Annotated in this window: 8 protein-coding genes; 1 reads left to right on the top strand and 7 read right to left on the bottom strand. The window is 62.0% G+C overall.

Annotation, left to right across the window (positions count from 1 at the left end; all coding sequences use genetic code 11):
* The first annotated feature begins 2 nt into the window (after window positions 1-2).
* Window positions 3-3,251, top strand: a complete 3,249-nt coding sequence (locus M2333_RS11825) for an efflux RND transporter permease subunit (RefSeq protein WP_264611894.1) — start codon at window positions 3-5, stop codon at window positions 3,249-3,251.
* On the opposite strand, the gene M2333_RS11820 is transcribed toward M2333_RS11825, so the two are convergent.
* The 7 genes from M2333_RS11820 to M2333_RS11790 all read right to left on the bottom strand — a co-directional run bounded on the left by M2333_RS11820 (window position 3,236) and on the right by M2333_RS11790 (window position 12,478).
* Window positions 3,236-4,681, bottom strand: a complete 1,446-nt coding sequence (locus M2333_RS11820; protein WP_264611893.1) for a spinster family MFS transporter — start codon at window positions 4,679-4,681, stop codon at window positions 3,236-3,238. The two genes, M2333_RS11825 and M2333_RS11820, sit on opposite strands and share 16 nt — an antisense overlap.
* Window positions 4,682-4,729: 48 nt before the next feature.
* Window positions 4,730-5,887 carry a 12-oxophytodienoate reductase gene (locus M2333_RS11815; RefSeq protein ID WP_264584110.1) on the bottom strand — a complete coding sequence of 386 codons (1,158 nt, stop codon included), beginning with the start codon at window positions 5,885-5,887 and terminating at the stop codon, window positions 4,730-4,732.
* A 40-nt stretch (window positions 5,888-5,927) separates the two neighbouring features.
* Window positions 5,928-8,042, bottom strand: a complete 2,115-nt coding sequence (locus M2333_RS11810; RefSeq protein ID WP_264611892.1) for a TonB-dependent receptor — start codon at window positions 8,040-8,042, stop codon at window positions 5,928-5,930.
* 120 nt (window positions 8,043-8,162) lie between these two features.
* Window positions 8,163-9,083: a helix-turn-helix transcriptional regulator gene (locus tag M2333_RS11805; RefSeq protein WP_264611891.1), complete on the bottom strand. Its 921-nt coding sequence runs from the start codon at window positions 9,081-9,083 to the stop codon at window positions 8,163-8,165.
* A 481-nt stretch (window positions 9,084-9,564) separates the two neighbouring features.
* Entirely contained in the window at window positions 9,565-10,638 is a 1,074-nt protein-coding gene (locus tag M2333_RS11800; protein WP_264611890.1) for an isopenicillin N synthase family dioxygenase, read from the bottom strand.
* 188 nt (window positions 10,639-10,826) lie between these two features.
* Window positions 10,827-11,045, bottom strand: coding sequence for a hypothetical protein (locus M2333_RS11795; protein ID WP_264611889.1), 219 nt, complete (start codon window positions 11,043-11,045; stop codon window positions 10,827-10,829).
* Between the two features lie 68 nt (window positions 11,046-11,113).
* A complete protein-coding gene (locus M2333_RS11790; protein ID WP_264611888.1) occupies window positions 11,114-12,478 on the bottom strand; it encodes a hypothetical protein in 1,365 nt (454 codons plus the stop codon).
* Between the last annotated feature and the right edge of the window lies 1 nt (window position 12,479).

Here is a 12,479-nt window from a genome sequence, read left to right as displayed (position 1 = left end):
CCATGATCGCACGCATCGTCACATGGGCGGTGGAGCAGCGCTGGCTTGTCCTCGCTCTCACCACCGTTGCCGCCGTCATCGGCGCCTATTCCTTGTCCCGCCTGCCGATCGACGCCGTGCCGGACATCACCAACAATCAGGTGCAGATCAACGTTCGTGCGCCCGCGCTCTCGCCTGAACTGGTCGAGAAGCAGGTGTCGTTTCCGATCGAAACGGCGCTCGCCGGTATTCCGGGTCTTGAGTACACCCGTTCGCTGAGCCGCAATGGCTTTGCCCAGGTCACGGCCGTGTTCACCGACGCAACCGACATCTATTTCGCGCGTCAACAGGTCGGCGAACGCCTTGAAAGCGTGAAAGAGAGCCTGCCCGGCGGCGTCAGCCCTGAAATGGGGCCGATCGCGACGGGGCTTGGCGAGGTTTATATGTGGACCGTCCGGCTCGACCATCGGGCGGACGACAAGCATCGGCCCGGCGAGCCTGGCCAGCAGCCAGACGGCAGCTACATCACGCCCGAAGGGCAACGGCTGACGAGCGAGGCCGATAAGGCCACCTATCTGCGCACCACGCAGGACTGGATCGTCACGCCGCTCCTCAAGAACGTGCCCGGCGTCGCCGGCATCGATTCGATCGGCGGCTACGCCAAACAATATCTCGTCGTGCCCAATGTCCAGAAACTGGCATCAATGGGGCTAACCCTGACCGACCTCGGCACGGCGCTCGAGCGCAACAACTCCAGCGTCGGGGGCGGGTTCGTCAATCGCGGGGGCGAAGGTCTCGCGGTCATATCGGACGCGCTGATCCGCAACGAAGCGGAATTGGCGCGGACAGTCATCGCCACCCGCGAAGGCGTGCCGATCACGCTTGATCAGGTCGCCACGGTGCAGACCGGACAGGCGGTTCGGATGGGATCAGCCTCGGAGAACGGCACCGAAGTGGTGGTTGGCACGGCGATCATGCGGATCGGTGAAAACAGTCGCACCGTGGCGACCGCGGTTGCCGACAGGCTGCAGGAGATCAACGCATCCCTGCCCCCCGACGTCGTCATTCAGCCGGTGCTGGATCGGACGGTCCTCGTGAACTCAACGATCAAGACGGTCGCAAAGAATCTCAGCGAAGGCGCGCTTCTGGTCATCGTCATCCTGTTCCTGTTGCTCGGCAACGTCCGGGCGGCCCTGATCGCAGCGCTGGTCATCCCGATCACGATGGTGCTGACCGGTTTCGGAATGCTGCGCGTCGGCGTCTCAGCCAATCTGATGAGCCTTGGCGCGCTCGACTTCGGCCTTATCGTCGATGGCGCCGTCATCATCGTTGAGAATGCGCTCAGGCGTATTGCCGAACAACAGCATCATGAGGGGCGCCTGCTCACAGTGCAGGAGCGGCTCGGCAATGTTGCGAGCGCCGCGCGCGAAATGATCCGTCCCTCTGTCTACGGCCAGGCGATCATCATTCTGGTCTATGTGCCGCTGCTCACGCTCACCGGGGTGGAAGGCAAGACCTTCGTGCCGATGGCGCTCACGGTCATCATCGCGCTCGCCTTCGCCTTCATCCTGTCGTTGACCTTCGTGCCGGCGATGATCGCGATCTGGCTTTCGAAGAAGGTTGAGGAAAAGGATGGCCGGATCATCTCCTGGTTGAAGGCGCGGTACGAACCGGGCCTCCATCGGGCGATGAAGACGCCTTCCTTCACCATCGGCGCGGCGGTTGGAAGCCTTGCGATCGCGGCGGCGGCATTCCTCTCGCTGGGGCAGGTGTTCCTGCCGCAGCTCGATGAAGGCGACATCCTGATCCAGGCCCTGCGGATTCCGGCGACCTCGGTCCAGCAGAGCCAGGCGATGCAGGCGCCGCTCGAGCAGATGATGTCGCGTCAAAAGGAGGTGAAGTTCGTCTTCTCCAAGACAGGCACGGCGGAACTGGCATCCGACCCGATGCCGCCCAATGCCACGGACATGTTCGTGATCCTCAAGCCGCGAGACGAGTGGCCCGATCCCCGCCTGACCAAGGCGGCACTGGTCGAACGTCTAGAAGGCGAGTTGGGGAAGATCCCCGGAAACGCTTATGAGATCACTCAGCCGATCCAGATGCGCTTCAATGAGCTGATTGCGGGCGTCCGCGGCGATGTCGCGGTCAAGGTTTTTGGTGACGATTTCGCATCGATGAACCGGGTGGCCGAGCAAATCGCTTCGGTTCTGCGGAGGACGGAAGGCGCGACCGACGTGAAGGTCGAGCAGACAACGGGCCTGCCGATGCTCGACATCCGCGTCAATCGCGATGCGATGGCGCGGCTCGGCGTGACGGCGCAGGACGTGCAGGACACCATCACCGCCACAATCGGCGGGCGGACGTCAGGCATGATCTTCGAGGGTGATCGGCGCTTCCCGGTGGTCATCCGCCTTTCCGAGGCCCAACGTGCCGACCTCGGCGCTCTGGCCCAAATCCAGGTGCCGGTCGCTGGGGGCGCCTATGTTCCGCTGTCGAGCGTCGCGACGATTGCGGTGGTCGACGGGCCAAACCAGATCAGCCGCGAGAACGGCAAACGCCGCGTCGTTGTCCAGGCCAACGTCCGGGGCCGCGATGTGGGCAGTGTCGTTGCAGACGCTCAGGCTGCGATTGCGAACGAGGTGCGCTTGCCTGCGGGCAGTTATCTCGAATGGGGCGGGCAGTTCGAGAATCTCGCGTCGGCAAGCGAACGGCTAAAACTTGTCGTGCCGGGCTGCTTCGTCATCATCCTGTTGCTGCTCTACGGTGCGCTCGGCAATGTTCGGGACGCGGCGATCGTGTTCACCGGCGCGCCCTTCGCGCTTGTCGGCGGCGTGTTGCTGCTGTTCCTGCGCGGGATGGACTTCTCGATCTCGGCGGCGGTGGGATTCATCGCCCTGTCGGGAATCGCGGTGTTGAACGGCCTGGTCATGGTGAGCTCCATTCAGGATCTGATCGGCAAGGGCATGAGCCGCGCTGAGGCAGCACGAACGGGCGCGATCCAGCGCCTTCGGCCCGTCGCCATGACTGCGCTGGTCGCAAGCTTGGGCTTTGTGCCCATGGCGTTTGCTAGCGGCTCCGGAGCCGAGGTCCAGAAGCCGCTGGCGACCGTGGTGATCGGCGGCCTGATATCCGCAACGCTGCTGACGCTGTTCGTTCTTCCAACACTCTATGCCCGCTTTGGACAACGCGCTGTCGGGCGGCGCAGTCATCCGGCGACCTCGGACAAGCGTCCCCCGCTTTTGTCAAAGCCGGTTAGTCAGACGCGCGAATGATGTGCATTTGAGGTGGTCCGAATGGTCATGTGACGCGCCGCAAGGAAGAAATGCCAGGCGGGCCACACCATCGCTGCGAGGCATCCCATGATCACCCATTGCGTGGCCTGGGATGTCGCGGAGCGGCATGCGCTGGCCAGTTCCGGGCCGCTCCCGGTGGCGGCCGCGCCGCCGGGGCACGCGCTCGAAAAACCACCTTGCTCAAGGGCGCTGAAGAGATGAGCTGCCAGCAGATCGATCCCCATGCCGGCAAGCAGCGGACCAAAACCCATCGCGATCAGACTGAGGCAGAAGCTCGCGATGACCGATGCGGTCGCACGTCCGTTTGGCCCGACCGTGCTGTGCAGCATGGCGTAGGAAGGCGCGAGATAGGTCGAGTTGACGACGGATGCGAGAAACAGGATCGCCGCGAGGCCCTGCCAGCTGCTTTGCGCATAAGCCGCGACATATAATGGCGCGCTGAGCGCAACGCCGATGGCAGGCACCCACATGATCCAGCGGTCGTCAAAGCGGGATGCCCAATGGACGATGAGCCCGCCTCCCAGCGTCGATATGGCCGATCCGAGCATGAAGGTCAGCGCGATGATCACGCCCAGTTCCGTGTAGCCCAGGTCGAAGCGGCGGATCATGTAGGGGCCCATGAAGGTGACATTGGGCGCGCCCACCAGGCCCGCAGCCGTCAGAGCAATGATCACATTCCGGGCAATGGGCGATTTCCATAACGTCATCGCAACTTCGATCAGGGACCCGGCGCTGGGCAACGTCCGCGCGGATGCCCGCTCGAAACGGCCCCGCTCGGGCTCCTTGATAACCATCCAGGTCAGCAGGGCTACCAGCAGGCCGGGCAGACCCACGACCAGCATCGCGCTGCGCCATCCCCAATGGTCCATGACGAAGCCACCGATCACGACGCCGGCAAACCCGCCCAGCGGCAGGCCCAGCCCGAAGATCGACATCGCACGCGTTCGCGCCTCCGGCGGAAAGAGATCACTGATCAACGAGTGTGAAGCGGGCAGGCAAGCCGCTTCACCGACACCGACACCGGCTCTGAACACGCAAAGCTGCACGAAACTTGTCGCGAGCCCGCACAGCGCGGTCATGATCGACCAGAAGGCCACGCAGAGGGACAGGATCAACGTCCGGTTTCCCCGGTCGGACAGGCGCGCCATCGGAAATCCGACGACGACATACAGGAGACTGAAGGCAAAGCCGGTGAGCAGGCCAAGCTGCCAGTCCGCGAGGCGCAACTCTTCCTTGATCGGCTGGGCGAGGATCGAGAGGATGAACCGATCGAGATTGTTGAGCAGATAGACGAGCAGCAGGATGGAGAGCGCGATCCATGATGCACGCGTGACATCCGGGCGGCTGGTCGCCCCCTTCAGATCGACTGCCTCACCCACCGCTAATTCGGCTGGCCTGCCAGAGCTCATTGCCTCGTCCCAACCCTTATCCTGATATCTGCCATACCGATGTGTCGCTCAGGCCTTTGGGGGCACACCCTCCATATGGTCCGTTTCCCCATCGAGCTTACCAAGCGCTTTGCGGGAAAAGGCGATGATGTCACCATAACGCTGCTCCCGCACCTTGTTGACCCATTCGGGGTCGCTAATCTGCCCGCGCCCGACAGCGACGAGGTCGAAGTCGCCCCGCTGCAGACCCTGGTCGAGAAGAGCGATGCTCGCCTGTGCATCGGAGTGCGATTCCAGGCCTTGAGCCGTTTCCATGATGTCCGTGCTCAGGCCGACGCTGCCCACGGCGATGACCGGGAGTCCGCTCAGTTGCCTGACCCACGCGGCCAGCGTCTTGTCGCTCTCCGGCCAGGCGGCCTCCCAGAAACGTCGCGTCGACACGTGGAGAATATCGACCCCTGAGTCCCGCAGCAGCGAGACGAATAGCGCCAGCTCCTCTGGCGTCTCGGCGATCCGCGCCTTGAGATCGATCTCCTTCCACTGGGAAAAGCGAAAGGAAATGATGAAATCTTCCCCGCAGGCTGCACGTACGCTTCGCGCAATTTCGCCAGGATAGCGCGCCCGCTCGGGCAGCGACCGGCCACCATAGCGATCCGAGCGGCGGTTGGTTTGCTCCCACAAAAACTGATCGAGAAAATAGCCGTGCGCGCCGTGCAGTTCTATGCCGTCTGCCCCGGCCTTTTGCGCGAGAAGCGCGGAGCGAACGAAGGCCTGTTTGATTTCCTCCAGGTCCTCAAGCGTCGCCGCCCGACCACGCGGTCGGTCCGCCGCCATCAATCCGGATGGGCTGAGTGTCGGCGTGACGACCACCCCGTCTCCCAGATCCTCATCCTTGCGCACTGCGCCCTCATGCCAGAGTTGCAGGAGAATGTGCCCGCCTGCAGCGCGCACTGCCCCAACGCACTGTCGCCAGGCCTCGAACGTGCCTTCGTCCAACCGGCTGAAAACAGCCGACCGTGTCGCGCTAGGGTGATCGACCGCGACCGACTCCGTGATGATAAGGCCCGCGCCACCCTTCACGCGCCGCACGTAGTAATCGGTGAGCGTATCGGTCGGCGCGCCGTCGACGCTCCATCCGCGTTGCATGCCGGGGAGGACGAAGCGATTGGCGAGTTGCCGCCCTTTCAAAGTGAACTGGTCGAAGAGGAGGGAGGACTGATCCGTCATGCGGTTGCGCCTCGCATCGATGATAGCTGGCCTGCCACGATCAGTAGCGCCATTTGACCGTCGCGCCGAAGGTGCGCGGCGGATTGAGCAACACCAAGTCGCCATTTGCGGACGGCTGGAAGGCCGCGATCTGCGCCTTGTCCTCGATGTTCCTGACGAACGCCGAGATCTGCCACGCGCGATTGGGGGTTTCGAAGGTCAAGCTCGCATTGGAGCGCAAATAGCCATCCTGATAGGAGCCGGGGGCGTTGCTGTTGGCCACGAAATGGCCCGTCACATATTTGCTGTCGATGCCGAAGGTCAGGCGGGCGCCGCTGTCGAAATCGAACCGGTGCTCGTAGGCGCCACCTAGCGTGAAATCGGGCGCGGCCTGGATCTGCTTGCCCGACAGGTTGGTCGCGCCGATGATATAGGTATCAAAACGGGCATGGAGCCAAGTGGCCGCCAGCGACAGGCGACCCGCGGAGGAAACGGCGACCTCGGCCTCCAGCTCGCCGCCGTACATCGATGATTTCTGCGAATTGGTCGTCTGGATGAAGAAGCCGGGAATGGCGGCGTCGCGGATCACCTGCAGCGCCTGGAAATCCTTGTAATCATAATAGAAGACTTCGCCGTTGATCTGGAGGCGGTTGCCGAGCAGGCGGTTCTTCGACCCCAGTTGATAGGCAGTAATCGTCTCCGGTCGGTAGGAGCCGGTGAAGCCGGGCAATTGCGGAACCTGATTGATGCCGCCCGATTTGAAGCCGGTGCTGACCGTCGCGTAGACCAGCGACGTCTCGGCCAGATCGAGCTCTGCCCCGGCTTTCCAGGTCCATTTGCGGGTCCGGAAATTCTGCAGGATCGGCAGTTCGGTGGCGGAGGTCGGCGAGATGGTGCGCACCACACCCGTCGCGGACTTCTCCTCGTCGGTATAACGCAGCCCTCCGATGAGCCGCAGTATGGAGGCGAGGGGCACGGTGACTTCGCCGAACACCGCTTTCGAAGTCGTCACCAGATGCGGATCGCTGGAGAAGTAGGGGATCTCGTCCTGATTGAAGGTCTGTGAGGCCGGCCCGGTCTCGCGCGCGTAAAAGCCGCCGAGGAGCCATTTGAAAGGCGACTGGGCAGGCGATGCGAGGCGTAGCTCCTGCGTGAACAATTTGCTGCGCACACCCTGGATAAAGCCTGAGGACGGCGTGCCCAGCACCTGCGTCTGCCGGGCGAGGAAGTCGTTGTCGCGGTAGCCAGTGAGCGAGGTGAGCGTGGCCCAGGGGAGCGTGAGATCAATCTGATTATAGACCGACCAGCTATCACTATGATTGAAATCCGCGAGGTTGCGTCCGCTCAGCCCGGTATAGGGGCGGAAAGGGCGGCCGGCGCACAAAGCGCTGGTGGTGTTGGGCGGGCAATAGTCCCAACCCGCGCCATCGTTGCTCAGCTTGGAGCGGTCGGCACTCAGGACGATCCTTAGTTGATCGCTGGGCTGGACCAGTAGACGCGCGCGCCCGACCCAATCAGCGGCATTGCTGTATCCATCGGGATAGAAGCCATCGCGCCTGTTCGAGCCAAACGCGAAACGGATCGCGGCCTTTTCACCCACGGACACGTTCAGCATCGCCTCGGAACCGAAGGTCGCATAATTGCCCGCAGTCAGCGCGATATTTGCCTGCACTTGCCCCAGCACCGGTTCGTTGGTCAGGAAGTTGATCGCGCCGCCATTTGAGTTGCGGCCGTAGAGCGTGCCCTGCGGTCCACGCAGAGACTCCACACGCGCGATGTCAACCAGAACCGGGGGATAGGCCTGGGGATGGGCCAGAAAGATGCCATCGACCGTATAGGCTATGGCGGAATCGACACCGGCCTGCGTGCTGAACGTGCCGACACCGCGCACGGTGACGATCGGCGTGCTCGTCGCGGTCTGGAATTCCACAGCGGGCAGCCGGCTCTGCAGGTCCGTCAACCCGGTGATGCCGGCCCGCTCAAGGGCGCCGCCGCCGATCACCGAGACGGCAACAGGTGCGTTCTGCAACGTCTCTGCCGTCCGACGCGCAGTGACGACAATGTCCTCGATCGTTGCCGATGGTTCGCTTGCGGGTCCCGTCTGCGCCATCCCCGGCGTCGCCACCAAGGCCGCCAGCACGCAAAAACCCGACAGACTGTCAGAGCCCTTCCACATATCCTCGCCCTCTTCATTTCGTTGTTTTGTGGCGAGCAGGCTTAATTGGCCGCAGCCATGCCGTCTTTCCGATTTCCGCAGTGGATTTTTGAAATTTGGAAGTGCGGGTCGGTTCTAAATCTAAGCAATGCGGCCATATCGCAACTGCCGTGGCGAAACCCCGGCATAGGACCGAAAGCTGGTGCTGAACTGACTGCTGCTGTTAAAGCCACACTCCAGCGCAATGTCGGTGATGGATCTATCCTGCCAGGCTGGCGATTTGAGGAGCGCCTCTGCTTGTTGGAGCCGGAAATTCCGGATCATCCGGGCGGGTGACTCTTCAACCTGGCAGATGAGGTGCAGGTAGCGCGTGGATATCCCGAGCGCGCGCGCAATATCCGCCGCTGAAAAATCGGGATCGCTGAAGTTTCGTGCGATGATCTCGCGAATGCGCAGCACATCGGCGCTGCGCTTGTGCAAGCCAGGGCTATGGTCATCGGCTTTGACGGGACGCAGAGTATCAAGGAAGCCGTCCACCAGCTTCGTGCTGATCGAAGGAAACTGCGCCAACCCAATGCATGATCGAAGCGCAAACATGATGTCGCGCGCTGCGAGCCCATTGGCATCGGGCAAGACAGTCGCTGCTGTGCTCAGATGAACCGGCTCCGGAACATGGCGCGCGACCATCCAGTGAGGCAGAACGAGTGTAAGATGCCGCGTGTCGCCAAGGCTGATCGTCCTGATTGGATCGTTCGTATTGATGACAACGAGTTTATGTTCAGGGATTTCCTGTATTTGGCCATCGCCTCGGCCGATCCAAGTGGGACGGTTCGCGATGTAGAAGCAGAATTTCGCAGCGCGATTGTCGGAACCGCCGCCGCTTATGACCTCGAAACGCTCGGGCACCAGCCAGTCAAAGAGCTGGATTTCGCTCTGACTGTTCGTGGTCGCGGCCACGATGACAGGCCGATGTGGCGTCCCGACATATGTCGCCGCCTGATACAAGGCAAAGCCACTGTTCCACGACCCATTGATTGGCGAAACTGAAATGTTCTGTGCCATGATGGTATCAAGATGTCATGCGATGCGCATTCCGCATAGTGTCAATGCGTGGGGTCGCTCTTTGCGTGACCTACCCGGCTTGACTGGTCCCCGGTACATGTGACCCCCAGTGGGCCGGTCATAGGAGAACCCTTGGACAGCGCGCCCGCGGGTTGTCCTCAGTTTTAACAGTTCAACATAGCCGACATTTCACCGCGCGAAACGGCCCGTGAGGACCTGCGCTGGTTCATGAAGCTGGCTTGCGCCATGAGCCTGAGATCGGCCGCGGTTAAGATCGAAGCGCACGCTGTCGGATGCGGTTGCGGTTTCGAGGCGATCCATCTGAGATCGTTTAGCAAGGATTCTTGGGGCGAGGCAGGCTGAATCAGTCGCGGTATGACACCGGCTTCGGCAGACAGATCGCATTCTGCTCGCGCCCCTTGCCTTATTCTTCTGTCTGACGACGCCAGCTGTTCTCTCTAATGAGAGCCGCTCATCAGCATCACACACAATCGGCGTAAAACCGTGCTGCTACATCAGGGTGGGATCTCAAGCGCGCCTTGAGGTGGTTCATGCCGACGTCGCGAAACAGTGGGTTGTCGGGGTCTGAACTCACCCCGCGTTCGACTGCGCGGAGTTCGGGGGGCAGTTCGATCAGGGGGATGCTGCCTTCGTGGCTCGCACCGAGAAAGAACGGAATGGAATAGCGCGCCGTGCCGGGCTCTGGTGAGGTGGCGCAATGGACGTCCGCGTGGACGAAGCCGTTGGTGGCCAGTTCAAGCAGTTCTCCGGTGTTCACGACGAATGTACCCGGCACGGGCGGCGCATCGATCCACGATCCGTCCTCAAGCTGGACCTGCAGCCCCGGCAACACGTCTTGCAGCAAGATGGTGATCAGCCCGCCATCCTTATGGGCGCCGACGCCCTGTTTCGACGTGGTTTGATCGCGACCGGGATAGCGCACGATTTTGAGATGCTGGCGTGGGCCCGACTTGTACATGGGCGCAAAGGCATCTTCGTCTTGGCCGAGCGCTAGGGCGATCGCGCGGAGGACTTCGATCCCGACCCGCGTCACCTCAGCCTGATAGGCCAGAATGATGCCTCGCATCTCCGGCAGGGCATCGGGCCACTGATTGGGCCCGATGGCGCGATGCCACGCGGGTGTGTCGGGGCCAGTCGGCAGCGGGGCTTCCTCGCGGTCGAAATCCACCTGCTCGCGCCAGTCGGGCTTACCGCCTGTCAGTTCCATGCCGGCCCGGCAATAGCCCCGGAAATGCGGCGATCTGATCATTTCAATGGCGAGCTTGTTTTCCTCCGGCAATGCGAAGAACTGCTTGGAGACGGCGAGGGCTGCGGCGCACAGCGCGGGGTCGACGCCATGACCCTTAAGGTAGAAGAAACCGAAACGGTGCAGCACACTCCTCAGATGTGCGATCAGCGTCTCACGGTCTCGCGCGCTGCCTTGCAGTCTGGAGATGTCCACGACCGGCAGGGTGTCAGGCAGATCGGCACCCTGTTCGGGTTGATCGCCAACGCCGGCTTTTCCGGCCACAAGATCTGAAAGAACGTCCAACATCATACTCTCCATTTGTGTCGCCAAGCGTGCAGTCATTGTCCAGGCGGGCAATGATCGCGTTGGCTGATCCATGGTGTTGATTTTGAACGACCGTGTCGGTGGGTAAACCACATTCGTTCCCACCGTCGTTGGGATAAATCCCACCCTTCGAAAATTATGAATCTATATTTCCAGTGATGGAAATATATTCAGAAATAGAAGAGATTTACATCGGGTTTGAGCTGCGTCTGAATCTCTTCAATATGGTGACGGAAGAGATTTGGCGCGAGGTAGATCGCCTTGCCACAAGTCGCGCAGCACAGGTCGCGTTTGGGCGTCTCCAGTGGCTGGTGGGCCACAAGGTCTGGCGTCAGGCTGCAACAGGCGCAGCCGCCGGCACTCGAAAATCTTTCGAGCTGGTCAATCATCTCCTGTGTCCAGCGCGCGTGGCAGAATGGGCAGGTCGCGTGATTATTCATATGTCTTCTTTCCATGGCTATCCAAGGTCTGCGCGACGGGAGATGATGTAGGCTTCGTTCTGGAACCACAGCCCGCCATATTCGCGCAGCGTCTGGCGGGTGGCCTCGAGATAGCGATCGCTGTTCATCGCCACGGACAGCCGGTCGTCTTCGATCTGCGCCACGTAGCTGGCGGCATTCCAGGCCGCGAGCAGCGTGGAGGAGCCGATCGACTGATCGATTTCGGTATCCAGCGTCTGGATACCATAGCGGAACACCGAGCGCTCATCGGATAGATCGTGAAGCTGGAATTTGCGCGCGTCACGGCCGAGTTCGGCCTGGACAGCGGCCATCAGTATCTGCCGCTTGTGGACGAAGGGGGCTTCGTCCGGCCAAATGGTCTGAATCAACTCCATGCCCGGATCGTCACCAAAGGAATGCACGCCCATCAGCTGCCCGCTCAGGCGCAACGCGCGGGCGAGCGGCGCGACGATCTTCTCCGCCTTGAAGGATAGCTCTGCCCGCGCGCTATAGGGTTGGGACAGTAGTACGAAGTCGAAATCGGCACTGGCCCGGCCCCGACGTGGAATGACCGCGTCGAGCGCGAACCGATGGTCGCGGCGGTACAGGATGAGGACGGCGGGGACTTCATGCAGCGGGCGCCCTGTGGCGGCACTGCGGCGCACGCGCCAGTTGCGTTCCAGAAATGGCTGAAGCTCGGCGATCGCCTCCTCGAAATCGCCGGCCGTGGTCCCATCGAGCGGCACTTCTTCCCAGACCATCCGGCTGGCGTCCACAGGATTGCGCGGGTTGAGCCAAGGGGCCTCGGTATAGGGCAGGTTGGTGACGACCAGCACCGTCGCCGGATGCTCCTGAAACCTGTCGGGCATTTTCTCCAGCATCAGTCGCACGTTTTCGAGGCTGATTTCCTTCGCGACGATGTAGAAAGGTAGCCAAGCGTAACGGCGGTGCGCGCCGCGCAGAAGCCGGGTAAGTGCGGTTCCATCGCCGGCGCCCCCATCAAACAAGCGGATCGCGGGCGGACGGGGCTGGGCGAGGGCCAATTGCTGCAACGCGCGGTCGGCGATCACCTGCTTTTCCGATGAGGTGTTCACGAACATCAGATATTTCTGGCGGTTGTCGTAGAAGCGGAAGCTGTGCTCGACGCTCATCTCGGCGCGACCGATAATGGCCGATCGCAACGTCGCTGCCGATGGCCCGCCCTGCTCGGCGATGAAGCGGTGGACCCGTTCTACCGTCTGGAGCGTCACGCGGCCGCCCTGCTGCAGGCGGCTGACGAACTTGCCGTCGTTGACAGCCTGCCGCCCGAATGTCGTCTGGGCGATCTTCAGACGCTTGCAGGCTTCTTCCACCTGAGCGAGCAGGGTCTCAGCATCGGTCATG

Origin of the sequence: Sphingobium sp. B11D3B, from assembly GCF_025961735.1 — a bacterium.
Taxonomy (GTDB): domain Bacteria; phylum Pseudomonadota; class Alphaproteobacteria; order Sphingomonadales; family Sphingomonadaceae; genus Sphingobium.
The sequence above is the reverse complement of the archived record's forward strand: the minus strand, read 5'-3'. Positions and strand labels throughout refer to the sequence as shown.

Coding starts and splice junctions, on each gene's coding strand:
- M2333_RS11825 (WP_264611894.1), top strand. CDS start 3: ATGATCGCACGCATCGTCACATGGGCGGTGGAGCAGCGCTGGCTTGTC.
- M2333_RS11820 (WP_264611893.1), bottom strand. CDS start 4,681: ATGAGCTCTGGCAGGCCAGCCGAATTAGCGGTGGGTGAGGCAGTCGAT.
- M2333_RS11815 (WP_264584110.1), bottom strand. CDS start 5,887: ATGACGGATCAGTCCTCCCTCCTCTTCGACCAGTTCACTTTGAAAGGG.
- M2333_RS11810 (WP_264611892.1), bottom strand. CDS start 8,042: ATGTGGAAGGGCTCTGACAGTCTGTCGGGTTTTTGCGTGCTGGCGGCC.
- M2333_RS11805 (WP_264611891.1), bottom strand. CDS start 9,083: ATGGCACAGAACATTTCAGTTTCGCCAATCAATGGGTCGTGGAACAGT.
- M2333_RS11800 (WP_264611890.1), bottom strand. CDS start 10,638: ATGTTGGACGTTCTTTCAGATCTTGTGGCCGGAAAAGCCGGCGTTGGC.
- M2333_RS11795 (WP_264611889.1), bottom strand. CDS start 11,045: ATGATTGACCAGCTCGAAAGATTTTCGAGTGCCGGCGGCTGCGCCTGT.
- M2333_RS11790 (WP_264611888.1), bottom strand. CDS start 12,478: ATGACCGATGCTGAGACCCTGCTCGCTCAGGTGGAAGAAGCCTGCAAG.